This is a genomic window from Mesorhizobium sp. M0011 (assembly GCF_040324155.1).
Taxonomy (GTDB): Bacteria; Pseudomonadota; Alphaproteobacteria; order Rhizobiales; family Rhizobiaceae; genus Mesorhizobium.
Genome location: NZ_JAMYVQ010000038.1, coordinates 29,920 through 48,260, shown reverse-complemented (window position 1 = coordinate 48,260; position 18,341 = coordinate 29,920). Strand labels below are relative to the sequence as shown.

Genomic DNA, 18,341 nt, shown 5'->3' with positions numbered 1-18,341 from the left:
GGGGGGGGGGGCTTTCTTTTAAAACACACCATACAAACTCCGCGGCCGCTTTAAAAAAATGGGGGCCTCCCCCCGCGCGGGGGGGCCCCCCCCGGCCCCGCGCCCCCCCGCCACCCCCTTGGTTCCCGGCCCGGTGCGGCGGATCCGAAATTCGCATAAGCAGAACCTTCTGATCCAGCGCGCCGAGGTTGCAGGCCAGCCGATGCAAAACCGTTTCTTGCCCTATCTCCTGACCTTGCCCAGCCTGTTCCTGGCGGCGGTGGTCATCTTCTGGCCGGTCTGGGACCTGATCCAGATATCGACGCACGATGTCAGCCGCTTCGGCCAGCTTCGCGACTTCAACGACTTTGCCAATTTCGGGGCACTCGCTGCCGATCCCGATTTCATGGCCGCGCTCTGGCGCACCGGCCAGTGGACGGTGATGGTCGTCGGCGGCGCGCTGCTTTTGTCTGTCCCGGTGGCGATGATCCTCAACACCGATTTCTATGGCCGCGGCATCGCCCGCGTCATCATCATGCTGCCCTGGGCGGTGTCGCTGACCATGACCGCGGTGGTCTGGCGCTGGGCGCTGAGCGGCGAAAGCGGCATGCTGAACTCGGCACTGATCGGCCTCGGCCTCATCGACCACAACATCCAGTGGCTGGCGAGCGCCGAAACCGCCTTTCCCATGCAGGTGCTGATCGGCATCCTGGTGACGGTGCCGTTCACGACGACGATCTTCCTCGGCGGCCTCTCGTCAATCCCGGACGACCTCTACGAGGCGGCGGCGCTCGAAGGGGCGACGCCGCTGCAGCAGTTCCGCGAGATCACCTTTCCGCTCCTGAAACCGTTCATCAACATCGCCATCGTGCTCAACACCATCTACGTCTTCAATTCCTTCCCGATCATCTGGGTGATGACGCAAGGCGGGCCGGCCAACTCGACCGATATCCTGGTCACCCATCTCTACAAGCTGGCCTTCCGCATCGGCAAACTCGGCGAAGCATCGGCGGTGTCGCTGGTGATGTTCGCCATCTTGCTGGTCTTCACCATGATCTATGTGCGGCTGGCGATGCGGGAGCAACGCGCATGACGAGCAAGTTGAAGCGTTCCGTCATCGCCTGGCTTTTGCTGGCGCCGCTGATCGTGGTGACGCTCTTTCCCTTTGCCGTGATGTTCCTGACCGCGGTCAAGCCAAGACAGGAAGTGCTGTCGCCGACTTGGTGGCCGAGCGAATTCCGCTGGTCGAATTTTTCCGACATGTGGGTGGCGACGGGCTTTGGCCAGGCGTTGCTCAATTCGCTCTACGTGTCTGTGATCGCCACCGTCGGCGCCATCCTGATCTCGGTTCCGGCGGCCTATGCGATGTCGCGCTTCCGCTTTGCCGGCTACGGCGCCTTGCGCCAGTTCCTGCTGATCTCGCAGATGATCTCGCCGATCGTGCTGGTGCTCGGCCTGTTCCGGCTGATGGCGGCCTGGGGCCTGGTCGAGAGCACCACGGCGCTCGGCTTCATCTACATGGCCTTCAACGTCGCCTTCACGGTGTGGATGCTGCAAAGCTATTTCGACACCATTCCGCGCGATCTCGAGGAGGCGGCCTGGATGGAAGGCGCCGGCCGCTGGCTGACCTTGCGCAAGGTGTTCCTGCCGCTCTGCCTGCCGGCGATCGCGGTGACGGCGATCTTCACCTTCATCAACGCCTGGAACGAATTCGTCGTCGCGCTCACCATGCTGCGCAGCCAGGAAAGCTACACGCTGCCGATCCAGGTGTTTTCGCTGGTCGCCGGCCGCTACACCATCGAATGGCACCACGTCATGGCCGCGACGCTGCTGGCGACCTTGCCGGTGGCCATCCTGTTCATCTGGCTGCAGCGCTACCTCGTTCGCGGGCTGGCGCTCGGGGCAGTCAAATAGCGTCTATTCACGACGGAGCTTTCATGCGCATTTTCACCGCCTCGCTGGCGACGGAAACCAACACCTTCTCGCCGGTGCCGACAGACCGGGCCTCATTCGAAATGGCCTTCTATGCCGGCCCCGGCAAACATCCGGAAACACCGACGCTGTGCTCGTCGCCGATGGTCGCGCTGCGCCGGCGGGCGGTCGCCGAAGGCCTCGATGTCATCGAGGGCACCGCCACCTGGGCGGAGCCCGGCGGTCTGGTGCAACGGCAGACCTACGAGGCGCTGCGCGACGAGATTCTGGGCCAGCTCAAGGCAGCGCTGCCGGTCGATGCCGTCATCCTCGGCCTGCATGGCGCCATGGTGGCGCAAGGCTATGACGATTGCGAAGGCGATCTGCTCGAACGCGTTCGCGCAATGGTCGGGCCGGATGTGGTGATCGCGGTAGAACTCGATCCGCACAGCCATCTGACCCCGAAGCGCGTGGCGGCCTCTGACATCCTCGCCTACTTCCTCGAATTTCCGCACACCGATTTCTACGAGCGCGGCGAACATGTCGTCGAGCTTGGCCTTGCCGCAGCGCGCGGCGAGATCAAGCCGGTCATCTCGACCTTCGACTGCCGGATGATCCAGGTGCTGCCGACCAGCCGCGAGCCGATGCGCTCCTTCGTCGACCGCATCAAGGCGCTGCACGGCAAGGACGGCGTGCTGTCGGTCTCGGTCATTCACGGCTTCATGGCGGCCGACGTGCCCGAGATGGGCACGCGCATCCTGGTCGTCACCGACAATGACAAGGCCAAAGGCGACGCGCTGGCGGAGCGGCTGGGGCGGGAACTTTACGCGCTGCGCGAAAAGACGGCGATGACCATGCTGAACACCAGTGACGGCATCGACCGGGCGCTGGCCGTGTGTGCCGGAAATCCGGGCAAGCCGGTGGTCCTCGCCGATATCTGGGACAATCCCGGCGGCGGCGTTCCAGGCGACGGCACCTTCGTACTGCGCCAGATGTTGGCGCGCGGCCTGGACAAATTCGCCGTGGCGACAATCTGGGATCCGATTGCAGTCACCTTCTGCCTGGCGGCGGGCGAGGGTGCGGTCATCGACCTGCGCTTCGGCGGCAAGGCCGGGCCGCAGGCCGGCGAGCCGATCGACGCGCGCGTGCGCGTGCTGAAGGCGGTTGCGGAGGGTTGGCAGAGTTTCGGGCCAAGCCGGGTGACGCTGGGGCCGACGGCGCTGGTCCGCCTCGAAGGCACCGAGGTCGACATCATCCTCAACACCAACCGCACACAGACCTTCGAGCCGGATATCTTTTCCAACATCGGCGTCGATCCGATGACCAAGGACGTGCTGCTGATCAAGTCGACCAACCATTTCTACGCCGGCTTCGAGCCGATCGCCGCCGAGATCATCTATGTCTCGGCGCCAAGTTCATATCCCAGCAATCCGGCGGTGACCGATTACAAGAAGCTGACGCGGCCGGTGTGGCCAAGGGTGGCTGACCCTTGGAAGGATGCTGGTAATCTCCCCCCTTGAGGGGGAGATGTCGCCGAAGGCGACAGAGGGGTCGTCTCTCGTGAAGCGCCAACCTTCTTCTGCCGCGGGAGGTCGAGCCCGGTCGGACCGACCCCCTCTGGCCGCTTCGCGGCCATCTCCCCCTCGAGGGGGGAGATTATTCGGTGCTATACCAGCCCGCGCTTGACCATCATCGCTTCCGGCGACGGCATCTTGCCGCGAAACGCCGTGTAAAGCTCCTCCGGATCCTTCGAACCACCGGCGGCGTAGATGTTCTTGCGCAGCCGTTCGGCGAGCGCCGGGTTGAAGGGGTCGCCGGTCTCCTCGAAGGCGGCGAAAGCGTCGGCATCGAGCACTTCCGACCACATGTAGGAATAATAGCCGGCCGAATAGCCTTCGCCGGAGAAGACGTGGCCGAAATGCGGGGTGCGATGGCGCATCGCGATGGTATCCGGTATGTCAAGCTTCTCAAGCGTTTCGGTTTCGAAACGAAGCGGCTCCTGCGGTGCATCAGGCCGCGCATGATAGGCCATGTCCATCAAGGCAGAGGCCGTGAATTCCACAGTTGCAAAGCCGGCGCCAAACGTGCGTGCGGCCAGCATCTTGTCGAGCAGCGCCTTGGGCATCGGCTTGCCGGTCTTCACATGCAAAGCGTGTTTTTCCAGCACTGCCGGCACGGTCAGCCAGTGCTCATAGAGCTGCGAGGGCAGTTCGACGAAATCGCGACTGACCGAGGTGCCCGAAACCGAGGGCCAGGTGACGTCGGTCAGCATGCCGTGCAGTGCATGGCCGAATTCGTGGAACAGCGTTTTCGCCTCGTCCACCGACAGCAGCGCCGGCTCGCCGGCTGGCGGCTTGGCGAAGTTCATGATGTTGTAGATGACCGGGCTCGCACCGCGACCGAGCCTGTAGCCGGATTGCAGCGCGCTCATCCAGGCGCCTGAGCGCTTTGACGGCCGGGCGAAATAATCGGCGAGGAACAGACCGCGTTCGCTGCCGTCGGCATTTTTCACCACGAAGACGCGGGCGTCGGGGTGCCAGGCCGCGATCCCCTTCTTCTCCTCGAAGGTGACGCCGAACAGCCGTGTCGCCACGTCGAAGCAAGCGTCGATGATGCGGTCGAGCTGCAGATAGGGTTTCAGTTCCGCCTCGTCGAAGGCGAATTTTTCCGCGCGCAGTTTTTCCTGGTAGAAGCGCCAGTCCCAGGCAGCGAATTTTTCGTTGCTGCCGGCCTCCGTCGCCAACCGTTGCAATTCGATCTGGTCGCTTGCTGCCTTCTCAAGCGCTTTTTCCCACACCGGATCGAGCAGCGCGTGTACGGCCTTCGGCGTCTTGGCCATGGTGTCATCGAGCTTCAGCGCGGCGAAGGAGGCGTAGCCGAGCAGCTTTGCCTTCTCGGCGCGCAGGCGCAGCATGTCGCGCACCACGTTCGTGTTGTCGGTGGCGCCGCCATTCTGCCCGCGCATGGTGAAGGCGCGGAAGGCGATCTCGCGCAGATCGCGGCGTTCGGAGAAGGTCGAGAACGGCTCATAGATCGAGCGCGACAGGGTGACGGCATAGCGGCCCTTCTGGCCACGCATTTCGGCGGCCTCGGCCATGGAGCTTTTCACGAAGTCCGGCAGGCCGGCAAGGTCGGCGTCATCGAGGAACAGCGCCCAGTCGCGGTGGTCGGCCAGAACGTTCTGGCCGAAAGCCGTGCCGAGCGAGGACAATTCCTCGCTGATGCGTGCCAGCCGTTTCTTGCCGTCGGCGTCGAGCTTAGCGCCGGAACGGACGAAGCCCTTCCAGGTCTTTTCCAGCACCCGCAGGGTCTCTGCGTCGAGCTTCAGGCTCTCGCGGCGCTGGTAGAGATCGTCGATGCGGGCAAACAGCCGCTCATTCATCGAAATCGCCGAGAAATGCCTGGACATTTTCGGCGAGATGTCGCGCTCCAGCGCCTGGATCGTCTCGTTGGTGTAGGCGCCGGCGCGGCACCAGAAGATCGACGAGACGCGGTCGAGCGCTTCGCCGCCGAGTTCCAGCGCGGCAAGCGTGTTCTCGATGGTCGGCGCATCCTTGCAGCCGGCGATCGCCTCGATCTCGGCCTCGTGCGCCTTCAGCGCCGCGTCGAAGACCGGGGAGAAGTCGCCGTCGCCAATGCGCGTGAAATCGGGCAGGCCGAGCGGCCCTTGCCACGCGGTCAGCGGATGGGCGGCGAGGTCGACGGCTTTCGTGGAAGGCATGGACAGTCTTTCGCTGGTGAGGGCAGGCAGGTGGGTGGTACCCGATGTAGGGCGCGGCTGGCGGGCCCGCAATATGCGGATTTGGCCGATATCGGCCTCAGAAGCCGTCGCAGTTCTCGGCGATCGTGGCTTGCGAACTGGCGGTGATGCGGTTGTCGCTTACCGCGAAGGTTTCGTGCATCAGCATGTCGTTGTTGGGGAAATCGTAGCAGGCGACCACCGTGGTGACGCCGCCTTCGCTTTTCTCGACCCTGTGCCGGATTGCCGCACCGGCAACCGCACCTTTCCACTCGTCTATCGAAGCGATGAATTCCTGCTTGCTTTGCACGATGCCGAGGTCGTCCAGCTTGATGTGGACATCGTCGGCGAGCAGGTCGGACAGCTCGGTGCGGTCGGCGACCAGCAGCGCCGAATACCAGCGGCTGATGAGGGCACGATCATCGGCGCGGGCGGCAATAATCGCGATCAGCAGCGCGGCCGCCGTCAAGATGATCGACCGGATGTTCACCACCTTGCGCGCCGCTGTGTTCATCCCAGCTCCGGCCGTTCGAAATCGCCGGTCTCCTTGTTCATCGTCCAGAGTTCGCCGGTCGAGATATCGAACCAGGCCCCATGCAGCGACAGTCGCCCCTTGCCCTCGAGAATCGAGACGCAGGGAAAGGTTCTGAGGTTGGCGATGGAATAGCGGATCGAGATGCGCTCCAGCGCGGTCTGGCGCTCCGACGCGGTCATGAAGGTGCTGGAGGAGACGGTTTCGGCCGCCGGCGCGATCAGGCTCATCCACTTGCCGATGAAGTCGCCCGGCGAAAGCGGCGCTGAATTGGTGTCGAGCGCTGCACGGATGCCGCCGCAGCGGCCATGGCCCATGACGACGATGTTCTTGACCTTGAGGCTCTGCACGGCGAATTCAAGCGCCGCCGAGGTCGAATGGAACTCGCCGTCGGGAGCATAGGGCGGCACCAGATTGCCGACATTGCGCAGCACGAAGAGTTCGCCGGGCCCGGCGTCGAAGATCGCCTCGGGCGCCGAACGAGAATCGCAGCAGGCGACGATCATCGTCTCCGGCGCCTGGCCTTCCCGAGCGAGATCGCGATAGCGCCCGCTCTCTGTGAGATAGCGGCCATTCATGAAATTGCGGTAGCCGGCGAGAAGATGTTCAGGGAGATGGGACATGGGCGGCGTCTGGAGCCTTTCCGGGTTGGATGCGGCAGCTCGTTGCGGTCTAGAGAGGCTCTAGCGGCAAAAGCCGGTCGCGAGCAATGCAGAATTATGAGGGCTGGCTAGAAATGCCATGCATCGAGCGCAACCTTGGCCAACAGCGTTACGCCCAGATGGCGACAGGAATGCCAAAGCTGTCGCGGCCCGGCGGGTCGGGCAGCGGCCGTGCCTCACCGCTGGCGATGCGACCGGCGATCAGCATCATTGCGGCCGCGTCGAGGAAATCATCGGCGGCTGCGCCGCGCGGTGGCGGCTGGTCGAGAAAGCCCGTCTCATAGCCATGCCGGCAAAGCAGAGCCTTGCGTTCCGTCATGCCGGCCGGATTGACGCTGCCCTTGATCTTCTTCGGCAGCTGCATGGCCTGATCGCCGTTCAAGCAGCAGAAAGCGACTTCCGGATGCGATTCGTAGACGCGGCCGCGCAAATCGGGTCGCGCGATCAGCAGGGCGTCGATCTCGCGAATCTTGGCAAAAATGCCGAAGGCCTGGATCGAGACGCCACGCGGCGGGTCGGATGTGGTCATGGCCACCTCGCTTGCCCTGATGTGCGCGGCATACCAGGCTTCGATGGTGGTGAAGCCGTTGGTGTCGGCATAGAGCGCGGCGCGGGAGGGGATCGAGAAGACGCTGGATTGGCGTGCCCCGAGCAGCGGCCGCACCAGCGCTTCGGGGCCGCGACCGCCCTTGCCCGAAAACTCGGGCAGGCCGATCGGCATGTCGACAGCGATGACAGTATCTGTGGGAAGCGATGCGAGCAGGGCGGTGAAGGTTGCAAAGACACCGACCGACGGTGCCATGCCAGAAGCGCGCCGGACGGCGATCCAGCCGGCCTTGCAGCCGTCGACGCCGACAAGCACGGCCTCAGTCGACGTCACGCCCGGCGGCCCCGCCCCGGATGCGTGAGGTGGCGAAGCTGGACCATCGCCATCGGATGCGACAGGCTCTGCGCATCGGTTTCGAGCTGCAGTTCGTCGCCGCCGCGCTTGGCGGTGCGCGCCAGGATCTCGTAGACCGCCGCCGTCGTCGATTGCAGCGCCTTGATCGGCGGCTGGCCGGACAGGATACGTGCCAGATAGACGGCCGCCGTCAGATCGCCCAGGCCATTCGGCGGCTTGTCGATCAGGCGATGTTCGGCGAGCAGCGCCTGGCTGCTATCGAGTAGGAGATTGCCGGTGCCGCCCGTCATCATCGACGGCGCAGAGGTGACCAGCATGGTCGATGGTCCGGCGTGGAGCGCTGCCGCGATCGCCGATTTCAGGTCGGGCAACGCGGCGCCGGCCATCCATTCCAGTTCGTAGCGGTTGGGGGTGGCTATGTCGGCGATCGGCATCAGCCGGTCGCGCATGGCTATGGCGGTGGGCTCGGGCACGTAGAGGCCGCCCGAATCACCCATCACCGGATCGCAGATATAGACGGCGCCGGGTGTCCTTGCCTTGACCGCGGCGACCAGCGAGGCGACGGCCTCGGCCTGGCCGGCCTCGCCGAGATAGCCGGACAACACGGCGCCGACTTCACCCAGCCATGGCGCCCGCTCGAGATCGGCCATCAGCGTCTTGAACTGGTCGAGCGGCGGTACGATCCGCGTTGCCCGTCCATGGCCGGGATGCCAGGGCAGGATGACGGTCGGCACCGCCCAGACCGGGAAACCCAGGGTCTCCAGCGCAAAGACGGCGGCCCGGTTGCCGACCGAGCCGCGCGCGACATGGCTGGAAATGACGATGACCGCACGCGGCGCGTCGGTTTGTTCGGCGCTCATTGTCGTTTGATTCCTAACTGCCCCGGATGACGTAAAGCACGAGCCAGACCATCAGGCCCAGCGCCAGCAGCAGGCCGAGCGTGCGGCCAAAGCGGGTGCCCCAGACTTCGATCGGATCGGCGCGATCAGCATCGGCCGCGGTGACGTGATCGTGCATGCCTTTCGCGGCCCGCCCCGCAAACGAGTCGCCCGCCGGATTCGTCTCGTGCGCGATGCGCTCGAGGATACGGCGCGATTCCTTCTCGCTGTCCTGGCGCTCCGCCATGATGATGTCCCGTTTTGCAGGACCTTATCGCGTTCGTACGGCCAATCACAGAGCCTTGCAGCGGCATTGGGCATGCCAGGCGAGGGCTGCCGGCCCGGGCGGTTTTCTTGCGCGCTGATTGTGGTAATGCTTCGCGTGCAACTTCTACCGAGGGACCCCATCATGTTTGCCCAGCGCCTTGCCTCGCCGTCCACGTTCCGCACGCTGCCCGCCTTCCTGATGATGGCGATCGTGCTGCCGCTGCTTGCCGGCTGCGGCTACAACACCATCCCCACAGCGGAAGAAAACGCCAGGGCGGCATGGAGCGAGGTGCTGAACCAGTATCAGCGCCGCGCCGACCTCATCCCCAACCTGGTCGAGACGGTGAAGGGTTATGCCTCGCACGAAAAGGACACGCTCGACGCGGTGGTCGAGGCACGCGCCAAGGCAACGCAGATTACGGTAACACCGGAAACGCTGAAGGATCCCGAAGCCCTCAAGAAGTTTCAGGACGCCCAGGCGGGGCTGACCAGCGCGCTGTCGCGGCTGATCGCGGTCTCGGAAGCCTATCCCGACCTCAAGGCCAACCAGAATTTCCTGGCGCTGCAAGCCCAGCTCGAAGGCACCGAGAACCGCATCGCGGTGTCGCGGCGCGACTATATCCAGGCGGTCAGGGACTACAATCTGACGCTGAGGACCTTTCCCTCGGTGCTGTGGGCGACCTTCTGGTTCCGCGGCAACGAGCCCTTCGCCAATTTCACCGTCGCCGAAGACAAGATGCAGCCGCCGAAGGTCGATTTCGGCACGAAGCAGGGCGGGTGAACGTCGACTGATGATCCTGGTTCTTATCAGCCTTGCGTTCCTTCACACCCCCCTCTGTCCTGCCGGACATCTCCCCCGCAAGGGGGGAGATCGGCAGCCGTGGTGGTTTCGCTAATTTTCGACGTCGCAGAAGTGTTGCTGTCAGCGATGACAGCCAATCTCCCCCCTTGCGGGGGAGATGTCCGGCAGGACAGAGGGGGGTGCGACGGAACGCAAGGCTGACATTCCTGGCGGTCATTTTAAGCCTTTTCTTCCTCCCCCTCACCGCTCTCGCCGCCGATCTCCCCGCCCTAACCGGCCGTGTCGTCGACAATGCCGGCGTCATCGATGCCGCGACCAAGGCGGCGCTGACGCGGAAGCTTGCCGACTTCGAGACAAAAGGTTCCGACCAGATCGTCGTCGCGACGATCCCCAGCCTCGACGGCGAGGAGATCGAGCCCTACGCCAACCGCCTGTTCCGCTTCTGGAAACTTGGGCAGGCGGGCGAGAACAATGGCGTGCTCCTGCTGGTTGCCCCGAACGACCGCAAGATGCGCATCGAGGTCGGTTATGGGCTGGAGGGCACGCTGACCGACCTGCACACCAAGCTGATCATCGAAAACGACATGGTGCCGGCCTTCCGCGCCGGGGACTTCTCCGGCGGTATCAGCAAAGCCGTAGACGACATGATCATGGTGCTGGAAGGAAATCCGGAGGAGCTGGAGGCGCGCGGCGAGCGCAACCAGCAGGCGCCCTTCGAGTCCGACGACCTGTTCTTCACCGTGTTCATCGGCATCTGGATAACCATTATGGTCGGCAGTCTTGCTGTCTCCATCTTGCCGCCGATCTTCGGCCAGAAGCTCGGTCCCGGCCGCTACCGCTGGCTCGGCATGACCTTCGAGCCAAGCCGGCGATCCTCCCGTGGTGGCTGGTCGTCGGGGAGTTCCGGCGGCGGATGGTCTTCGGGGTCAAGCAGCGGTGGAGGCTTTTCCGGCGGCGGCGGTTCGTCCGGCGGCGGCGGCTCGTCGGGAAGCTGGTGATGGCATGACGATACCCGGCATCAGCCTGTCGAAACGCGACCGCCTCGCCTCGGCCGTCCTGATTGCCGCGGTCGTGCTGTTCTCCTGTGTCATGGCCTACGCGGCCGACCTGCCGGCGCCGACCGGCCGTGTCGTCGACAATGCCGGCATCCTCGATGCCGCGACCAAGGCGGCGCTGACGCGGAAGCTTGCCGACTTCGAGACAAAAGGTTCCGATCAGATCGTCGTCGCGACGATCCCCAGCCTCGATGGCGAGGAGATCGAGCCCTACGCCAACCGGCTGTTCCGCTTCTGGAAACTTGGCCAGGCGGGCGAGAACAATGGCGTGCTCCTGCTGGTTGCCCCGAACGACCGCAAGATGCGCATCGAGGTCGGTTATGGGCTGGAAGGTACGCTGACCGACCTGCACACCAAGCTGATCATCGAAAACGACATGGTGCCGGCTTTCCGCGCCGGCGACTTCTCCGGCGGCATCAGCAAGGCTGTCGACGACATGGTCATGGTGCTGGAAGGCAATCCGGAAGAACTGGAAGCGCGGGGCAAGCGCAATCCCGCCGACGACAGTACCTCCATCGCCCCCATCGTCGCGGTGTTCCTGATCGTGTGGGGGACGCTGTTCTTCGGCGGCCTGGCGATGGCGTTCCTGCCGCCGATGTTCGGCACAAAGCTGTCGCCGGGCGTGTACAAATGGCTGGGCATGACATTTCGTTACGGCCACGGGCCGAGCGGCGGCTGGGTATCGGGTTCGTCATCGGGCAGCGGCTGGTCGTCGGGGAGTTCCGGCGGCAGTTGGTCTTCGGGATCAAGCAGCGGTGGCGGGTTTTCCGGTGGCGGCGGCTCATCGGGTGGTGGCGGTTCTTCAGGAAGCTGGTGAGACAGATCATGGCAACACGACCAATCAGCCCGCAGGATCATGAGCGCATCGCAACCGCGATCCGCGGCGCCGAGGAGAAAACCGACGGCGAGATCTACTGCGTCGTGGCCCATGCCAGCGACGGCTATTTCTTCCCGGCCGCCTTCATGGCGACCGTGTGCATGCTGATCGTCAGCCTGGCGGTCGGCTACGGTCTGGAGGCCTGGTGGCTGTCGATCCGGCTGCCGCATTTCGTACTCGCCCAGCTCCTGGCGCTTGCCTGCGTGCTGGCCTTGTTGTGGGCGCTGCCCGGCCTGCGCATCCATCTGGTGCCGAGGCGGCTGCGCTACCAGGCGGCGCACGCCAACGCGGTCAAGCAGTTCCTTGCCCGCAACGTCCACCGCACCACGGCGCGCACCGGCGTGCTGGTCTTCGTCTCGATCGCCGAGCGCTATGCCGAAGTGGTCGCCGATTCGGGCATCGACGCCAAGGTCGGCCAGCATGTCTGGGACGGTGTCGTGCGCGACTTGACCGCGCATGCCGGCGACGACCGGCTTGCCGACGGCTTCGTCAAGGCGATCGAGCAGGTGGGTGCGGTACTGGCCGAGCATTTCCCGGTCACAGTGGGCGACAGCAACGAACTCGACGACCATTTGGTCGAAATCTGAGTCCTTCCAGTGAAGCTTCGAGGGCCCTGTCTTAGGTGGTGACCGCCTGTGAGAAAGCAGCCGGCGGGCCGCCGGGACTCTTGCAATCGGGCGATGCGGGTTTATGGTTAACAAATCATGAATACGCTGACGATCGACATCCGGAAAGCCGACCCGCGCGATGCCAGTGCCATCGCCGAGGTGCATCTGGAGGCCTGGCGCGGCGCCTATTCCGGCATCATTCCGCACCGCACCCTGACATCGATGATCAACCGTCGAGGCGCCGACTGGTGGGCGAATGCGATTCGCCGCGCCGCCACCGTCCTGGTCGTCGAGATCGGCGGCAAGATCGCCGGCTATGCGACGATCGGCAAGAACCGCGCCCGCGAACTGCGCCAGCAAGGCGAAATCTACGAATTGTACCTGCGGCCGGAATATCAGGGCATCGGGCTTGGCAGCCGCCTGTTTTCGGCAGCCAGGGCGCGCCTGGCCGACCATGGGCTGAAAGGCATGGTCGTTTGGGCGCTGGAAGACAACCAGAACGCGCTTGCCTTCTATGCCGGCGCCGGTGGCCGCGACGTTGCGGAAGGCGTCGAGATATTCGAGCAGAAGGCGCTCAAGAAGGTCGCTTTCGTCTGGGAATGACAGCCCGGCCTTTCGGCCGCCCGCCTCTTCCGATCGCACCCAGCACCATTCGCCGCATTGCACCATGGCGCGCCGCCCGCTATCGATCGTCCATCGAGAGAGGGATTTAAGCCATGCGCATCGAAGCCATAGCCAGCGGAAAGAACCCGCCTGAGGACGTCAACGTCATCATCGAGGTGCCGATCGGCGGCGAGCCGATCAAGTATGAGATGGACAAGGAAGCCGGCACGCTGTTCGTCGACCGCTTCCTGCACACCTCGATGCGCTACCCCGGCAATTACGGCTTCGTGCCGCACACGCTGTCGGGCGACGGCGATCCGATCGACGTGCTGGTCTGCAACACGCGCGCCCTGGTGCCGGGCTGCGTCATCAACGTCAGGCCTATCGGCGTGCTGATCATGGAAGACAATGCCGGCCAGGATGAGAAGATCATCGCCGTGCCGTCACCGAAACTGACGCTGCGCTACGAGAACGTCACCGAATACACCCAGCTGCCCGACATCACGCGCCAGCAGGTGCAGCACTTCTTCGAGCACTACAAGGATCTCGAGCCCGGCAAGTGGGTCAAGATCGAAGGCTGGCACGATTCCAAATATGCCAAGAAGATGATCGTCGACGCGATCGAGCGGGCCAAGGCGAGCAAGTAGCTGGGCTTAGGCTCTGCGGAGCATCAACCTCGCAGGGCCTAGGCCTCGCGAGGCCCCTCGACTTCGTCATACCAGGGCGGAGCAGCCGCGAAGCGGCGTCGCGGAGACCCTGGTATCCATGCCGTGACGCTCGGTGACGTGAGCGGCGGGACAAAATTCTGCGCCGCTGCGGCGGTGTTGATGTCGCGGCATGGACCCTCGGGTCTGCGCTGCGTCGCTACGCTCCTTGCTGCGCCCGTGGATGACGAAGTCAAAGGCGTTCGGTCAATCCCAACGTGTGCGACCTGCATGTGGCAGAAGTTCCGTGCTAAGCAACTGATCTAGTTATCCACCCGGCCGAAAGCCGGCACGTTGCCGATGACAGTGCGCCTGTCCTTGCCGCAGGCGAAGGTGCGCGCCTTGTCGTCGGCAAGCTTGCGCGCCTGGTCGTTGGCGGTGGGATTGCCGGTGGCCAGCACCAGGCCGACGGTGCAGCCGTCGCGGGCGTCCATCTGGCCGACCTTGGCGACGAGCAGCACCTCGGTCGGCTTTTTCTCGTCCTCGGGATTGCTGATCGAACGGCGATGGATGGCTGCATAGGGTACGGCCTTGTCGCCCTTGGTCTCGATGCGCCATTCGATCTTGGCTCCGGACGAATTGAAGCCGGAAAAGCTTTCCCAGACCGTCGTCATGTCGCCGCCGGGCGGAAAGCCGTAGAACAGCGATTCACGGGCGTCGTCATAGGCGATCAGCACGGGATAGCCGCGATAGCCCGAACAGGCAAGTTCGGCCCAGTCGCCGTCGCCTTCTTCTGCCTGCGCGTAGGTCACGCAATCCTTTTTCGAATCCAGGTCGGTGTAGGCGCTCGCAATGCCGTCGGCATGTGCAGCCTGGCAGAAGCCAGCGAGGATGAGCGGAATCAGCAGGCTACGCATCGCGGGACATCTCCGTTGGAGGTTGTCCTAGCGTATCGCCTGTCGCTATTTCTTCAAGCTGGCTTCGATCAGCAGGTCGGCATTGCGGGCAACCGCCTGGGCCGGGCCGCCGAGCCCGAACAGCTGGCCGCTGATATAGGCGCCCTCGATCAGCAGCAGCAGGCCGTCGCCGAGCGTGTCAGGGTCTTGCGCGCCCATCGCGTCCGCCATGGCGCGCAGCCGGCGGCGCAGTTCCTGCTTGTTGGCCTCGCTGACCACGCGGGCCGGATGGCTGTGGTCGGGATATTCGACCGCCGCATTGGTCATGCCGCAGCCGCGATAATCCGCCACTTGCGTGCGCTTGCCGATGCGGGTCAGAAAAGCCTTGATCTGTGCGCGCGGCTCGCCGGGATGAGCGGCGACCGCCTCGTCGAAACGCTCCCAATATTCAAGATCGTACTGCCTGAGATAGGAGGCGGCCAGTTCATCCTTGGACGGAAAGCTGCGATAGAGGCTGGGCTTGGTGACGCCGGCACGTTTGACGATCTCGTCGACGCCTATCGCCCTGATGCCGCGCCGGTAGAACAGGTCATAGGCCACATCGAGGATCTTCTTGGCTGCTTTCGGCGGCGCCGACGCATGACCGTCGCTGATGGTCAGATCAATATTTTTGTCCGTTGGCATCGTGTGGCTCGATTGACAATGTTACCGATCGGTACGTATACATACTCCACCTGCAACGTACCGGTCAGTAACATGATAGCTCAATCCCGCCCATTTGGCCAGCGCTACGCTTTCGTCGTGGTCGGCGTCATCTTCCTTAGCCTGCTGGTCGCGGCCGGTCTGCGGTCCGCTCCCTCTGTCATGATGCTGCCGCTGGAGACCAGTTTCGGCTGGCGGCGCGACATCATCTCGCTGGCCGCAGGTGTCGGCATCCTGCTTTACGGCCTGACGGGGCCATTTGCCGCAGCCCTGATGGAGCGCATCGGGTTGCGCCGCACGCTACTCGCCTCGCTGGTGGTGATGTCGGGCTCCACGGCGCTCAGCCTGCTGATGACCAAGCCCTGGCATCTGTTCATCACCTGGGGCGTGTTCTCGGGCATTGGTTCCGGCGCTGTCGCCAGCGTGCTCGGCGCGACCATCGTCAACCGCTGGTTCAAGACCAATCGCGGCCTTGTCATGGGATTGATGTCGGCTTCCAGCGCCTCGGGCATGCTGGTGTTCCTGCCGCTGATCGCCGCTCTGGCGCAGTCGGGCGGCTGGCAGCCGGTTGTCATCGCGGTCGCGATCGCGACCGCTGCCCTGATACCGCTGGTCTGGCTGCTGGTGCCGGAGCGGCCGGCATCGATCGGCATGGTGCGCTACGGCGCCGAGGCTGACGACGTGCCGCCCACTCCGCCTGCGTCACAGGGCAATTTTCTGGCGCACACGCTGAACACCCTGCGCCGCGCCGCCGGCACCCGCGTCTTCTGGTATCTGTTCGCCACCTTCTTCGTCTGCGGCTTCACCACCAACGGGCTGGTCGGCACGCACCTCATCGCCTTCTGCGGCGACATGGGCATCGGCGAGGTGCAGGCCGCCGGCCTGCTGTCGATGATGGGCATTTTCGACCTGATCGGCACGACACTGTCCGGCTGGCTCACCGACCGCTACGACCCGCGCAAGCTGCTCGGCGTCTATTACGGCATTCGCGGCCTGTCGCTGATCTACCTGCCCTATTCCGGCTTCTCGGCGACCAGCCTGATCATCTTCGCCGTGCTCTACGGCCTGGACTGGATCGCCACCGTGCCGCCGACGCTGCGGCTCGCCAACGAGGCGTTCGGCGACCGCAGCGGGCCGATCGTGTTCGGCTGGATCGTCGCCGGGCACCAGATCGGTGCGGCCGCTGCCGCCGCCTTTGGCGGCACCATGCGCGAGTTGCAGGGCAATTACGAACTGGCGTTCCTGATCGCCGGCATGACGGCAATCGCCGCCGCCTGTATCTCGCTGCTGATCAACACCAGCAAGCCGGCGTTCGATCCGGAGCCGCAAGCGGCCTGAGCTGCTCTTCCCTTCTCTCCTTGTGGGAGAAGGTGTCGCCGAAGGCGACGGATGAGGGGTGTTCCAGGGAATGCCGACGTCTCACTCCGCTGGAACACCCCTCATCCGTCTCGGCGCTGCGCGCCGATCCACCACCCTGGGCGAGTCACGGGCCTCGCCCGCCCTTCGGGCCCCACAAGGGGAGAAGGAAGATGTGGCTGTTATCAAAACTTCATCATCCCGAGATGTCCCTGAAACATTGACGCTGGACCTTGGTGGCACCGCTCAAGCCATCCAGGAGACAGCCGTGAACAAGCTCTCGATGACCCGCCGCGCCTTCGTCACCTCAGCCAGCGCCGTTGGGCTGGCCGGCGTTTCGAGCTTGGCGCTGCCCTACTATTCGCGCGCCAGTCAGCGGCCGGCCTTCACCCATGGCGTCCAGTCGGGCGATGTCGACGCAACCAGCGGCATGGTGTGGACGCGCACCGACCGTCCGTCGCGCGTCATGTTCGAGGTGTCGTCGACGGAGAATTTCGCCAATGCGACACGCCTGGCGCCGCTCGATACCTCGCCGGCCAGCGATTACACGGTCAAGCGGCTGCTCACCGACCTCGCTTCCGATCAGGACATCTTCTACCGTATGACGGCTGCCGACCTCGCCGACATCAATGCCGTTTCCGAGCCGATCACCGGGCGCTTCAGGACGGCGCCGGCCTCGAAGCGCGACATCCGCTTTGCCTGGTCGGGCGACACCGCCGGCCAGGGCTGGGGCATCGATGAGACCGGCATGAAGACCTACGCCACGATCGGCAAGCACACGCCCGACTTCTTCCTGCATTCGGGCGATACCATCTATGCCGACGGCGCCATGAAGGACGAGGTCGACCTGCCCGGCGGCGGCAAGTGGAAGAACGTCGTGCTGATCGACGGCAAGCGCAAGGTCGCCGAGACGCTGGACGAATACCGGGACCAGTGGAAATACAACATGATGGACAGGAACGTGCTCGGCCTCAGCGCCATCTGCCCGACCTTCTACCAGTGGGACGACCACGAAGTGCTCAACAACTGGTCGGATTCGAAGGATCTCAGCGCCGACAATCGCTACACGGAGAAATCCATCCACGTGCTGGCGGCCCGTGCGGCGCGCGCTTTCCATGAAATGACGACGATCCGCTACGAACCCTCGGAGCCGGGCCGCGTCTATCGCAGAATAGCCTACGGGCCGCTGCTCGACGTGTTCTTCCTCGACATGCGCTCCTATCGCGGCCCCAATGGTCCGGACATGCAAGATGAGATGACGCCGCAATCACGCATGCTGGGCGAACAGCAGACGAAATGGCTGAAGCGCGAACTGGCGAATTCGAAGGCCACCTGGAAAATCATCGCCGCCGACATGCCGCTCGGCCTCGTCGTCTGGGACGACGGCACCAAGAAGGTTGGCGCCGAAGCGGTCAGCAATGGCGACAATGGCTTGCCAAAAGGGCGCGAGCTCGAGATCGCCGACCTGCTGCGCTTCATAAAGAATGCCGGCATCAGCAACACCGTCTGGCTGACCGCCGACGTGCATTACACGGCCGCGCACTACTACAACCCGGACAAGGCGCAGTTCCAGGAGTTCAATCCGTTCTGGGAATTCGTCTCGGGTCCGATCCATGCCGGCACGTTCGGGCCGAACGATTTCGACATGACGTTCGGTCCGGAGCTGAAGTTCATCGAGGCGCCGACCGCCGAACAGGGACAGAACCTGCCGCCCTCGGCCGGTCTGCAATTCTTCGGGCTGGTCGATATTTCAGGCGCCAGCGAGCAGATGACGGTGCGGCTGATGGATCGCGACGACAACGAGCTCTACAAGGTGACGCTCGACCCGGTGCGGTCGGCGTAAGCGCGCTTTCTACCCTCCCCCTTGTGGGGAGGGTCGGCGCGGCGGCTTCGCAAAGCGAAGCTGGCGAGACGGGGCGGGGTGAAGCG

Annotated in this window: 19 protein-coding genes; 11 read left to right on the top strand and 8 right to left on the bottom strand. The window is 64.2% G+C overall.

What is annotated here, in order from left to right; all coding sequences use genetic code 11:
* Nucleotides 1-202: 202 nt before the first annotated feature.
* Genes NKK51_RS28730 through NKK51_RS28720 form a run of 3 tightly spaced genes read left to right on the top strand, consistent with a single transcriptional unit; the run spans nt 203 to nt 3,410 of the window.
* Nucleotides 203-1,072 carry a carbohydrate ABC transporter permease gene (locus NKK51_RS28730; protein WP_352555517.1) on the top strand — a complete coding sequence of 290 codons (870 nt, stop codon included), beginning with the start codon at nt 203-205 and terminating at the stop codon, nt 1,070-1,072.
* Nucleotides 1,069-1,893, top strand: coding sequence for a carbohydrate ABC transporter permease (locus NKK51_RS28725; protein ID WP_352555515.1), 825 nt, complete (start codon nt 1,069-1,071; stop codon nt 1,891-1,893). Before NKK51_RS28730 ends, NKK51_RS28725 begins: the two co-directional genes overlap by 4 nt.
* 23 nt (nt 1,894-1,916) lie before the next feature.
* Nucleotides 1,917-3,410, top strand: a complete 1,494-nt coding sequence (locus NKK51_RS28720; RefSeq protein ID WP_352555513.1) for a M81 family metallopeptidase — start codon at nt 1,917-1,919, stop codon at nt 3,408-3,410.
* A gap of 146 nt (nt 3,411-3,556) precedes the next feature.
* Here the strand turns inward: NKK51_RS28720 and NKK51_RS28715 are convergent, their stop codons facing one another.
* From NKK51_RS28715 to NKK51_RS28690, 6 genes are all read right to left on the bottom strand, one after another.
* Nucleotides 3,557-5,611: a M3 family metallopeptidase gene (locus NKK51_RS28715; RefSeq protein WP_352555511.1), complete on the bottom strand. Its 2,055-nt coding sequence runs from the start codon at nt 5,609-5,611 to the stop codon at nt 3,557-3,559.
* A 97-nt stretch (nt 5,612-5,708) separates the two neighbouring features.
* The gene (locus tag NKK51_RS28710) at nt 5,709-6,143 is read right to left on the bottom strand and encodes a nuclear transport factor 2 family protein (RefSeq protein WP_352555510.1); all 435 of its coding nucleotides are present in this window, start codon (nt 6,141-6,143) and stop codon (nt 5,709-5,711) included.
* The gene (locus NKK51_RS28705; RefSeq protein WP_023811712.1) at nt 6,140-6,784 is read right to left on the bottom strand and encodes a carbonic anhydrase; all 645 of its coding nucleotides are present in this window, start codon (nt 6,782-6,784) and stop codon (nt 6,140-6,142) included. The genes NKK51_RS28710 and NKK51_RS28705 overlap by 4 nt, the downstream gene beginning before the upstream one ends.
* Before the next feature lie 148 nt (nt 6,785-6,932).
* On the bottom strand, nt 6,933-7,703 hold the full coding sequence (locus NKK51_RS28700) for a DUF429 domain-containing protein (RefSeq protein ID WP_352555509.1): 771 nt from the start codon (nt 7,701-7,703) through the stop codon (nt 6,933-6,935).
* Entirely contained in the window at nt 7,700-8,584 is an 885-nt protein-coding gene (pdxY, locus tag NKK51_RS28695; RefSeq protein WP_352555507.1) for a pyridoxal kinase PdxY, read from the bottom strand. The genes NKK51_RS28700 and pdxY overlap by 4 nt, the downstream gene beginning before the upstream one ends.
* 13 nt (nt 8,585-8,597) lie before the next feature.
* Complete coding sequence (locus NKK51_RS28690; protein ID WP_352555505.1) at nt 8,598-8,849, bottom strand: hypothetical protein; 252 nt, start codon at nt 8,847-8,849, stop codon at nt 8,598-8,600.
* Between the two features lie 162 nt (nt 8,850-9,011).
* On the opposite strand from NKK51_RS28690, the gene NKK51_RS28685 reads away from it, so the two are divergent.
* The 6 genes from NKK51_RS28685 to ppa all read left to right on the top strand — a co-directional run bounded on the left by NKK51_RS28685 (nt 9,012) and on the right by ppa (nt 13,461).
* Complete coding sequence (locus NKK51_RS28685) at nt 9,012-9,650, top strand: LemA family protein (protein WP_023811716.1); 639 nt, start codon at nt 9,012-9,014, stop codon at nt 9,648-9,650.
* 200 nt (nt 9,651-9,850) lie between these two features.
* Nucleotides 9,851-10,669, top strand: a complete 819-nt coding sequence (locus NKK51_RS28680) for a TPM domain-containing protein (RefSeq protein ID WP_352555503.1) — start codon at nt 9,851-9,853, stop codon at nt 10,667-10,669.
* Between the two features lie 4 nt (nt 10,670-10,673).
* Nucleotides 10,674-11,543: a TPM domain-containing protein gene (locus NKK51_RS28675; RefSeq protein WP_352555501.1), complete on the top strand. Its 870-nt coding sequence runs from the start codon at nt 10,674-10,676 to the stop codon at nt 11,541-11,543.
* Between the two features lie 8 nt (nt 11,544-11,551).
* Nucleotides 11,552-12,190, top strand: a complete 639-nt coding sequence (locus tag NKK51_RS28670; RefSeq protein ID WP_352555499.1) for a TPM domain-containing protein — start codon at nt 11,552-11,554, stop codon at nt 12,188-12,190.
* A gap of 117 nt (nt 12,191-12,307) precedes the next feature.
* On the top strand, nt 12,308-12,814 hold the full coding sequence (locus NKK51_RS28665; protein WP_352442145.1) for a GNAT family N-acetyltransferase: 507 nt from the start codon (nt 12,308-12,310) through the stop codon (nt 12,812-12,814).
* 113 nt (nt 12,815-12,927) lie between these two features.
* Nucleotides 12,928-13,461, top strand: coding sequence for an inorganic diphosphatase (gene ppa / locus NKK51_RS28660; RefSeq protein ID WP_013528997.1), 534 nt, complete (start codon nt 12,928-12,930; stop codon nt 13,459-13,461).
* A gap of 320 nt (nt 13,462-13,781) precedes the next feature.
* Here the strand turns inward: ppa and NKK51_RS28655 are convergent, their stop codons facing one another.
* Nucleotides 13,782-14,375 carry a hypothetical protein gene (locus tag NKK51_RS28655; protein ID WP_127294143.1) on the bottom strand — a complete coding sequence of 198 codons (594 nt, stop codon included), beginning with the start codon at nt 14,373-14,375 and terminating at the stop codon, nt 13,782-13,784.
* Nucleotides 14,376-14,420: 45 nt separating this feature from the next.
* Nucleotides 14,421-15,038, bottom strand: a complete 618-nt coding sequence (locus NKK51_RS28650) for a TetR/AcrR family transcriptional regulator (RefSeq protein ID WP_352555497.1) — start codon at nt 15,036-15,038, stop codon at nt 14,421-14,423.
* 72 nt (nt 15,039-15,110) lie between these two features.
* Here NKK51_RS28650 and NKK51_RS28645 point away from each other — a divergent pair, with 72 nt between their 5' ends.
* On the top strand, nt 15,111-16,394 hold the full coding sequence (locus NKK51_RS28645; protein WP_352555496.1) for an MFS transporter: 1,284 nt from the start codon (nt 15,111-15,113) through the stop codon (nt 16,392-16,394).
* A 301-nt stretch (nt 16,395-16,695) separates the two neighbouring features.
* Nucleotides 16,696-18,255 carry an alkaline phosphatase D family protein gene (locus NKK51_RS28640; RefSeq protein ID WP_502902514.1) on the top strand — a complete coding sequence of 520 codons (1,560 nt, stop codon included), beginning with the start codon at nt 16,696-16,698 and terminating at the stop codon, nt 18,253-18,255.
* Nucleotides 18,256-18,341: the final 86 nt, after the last annotated feature.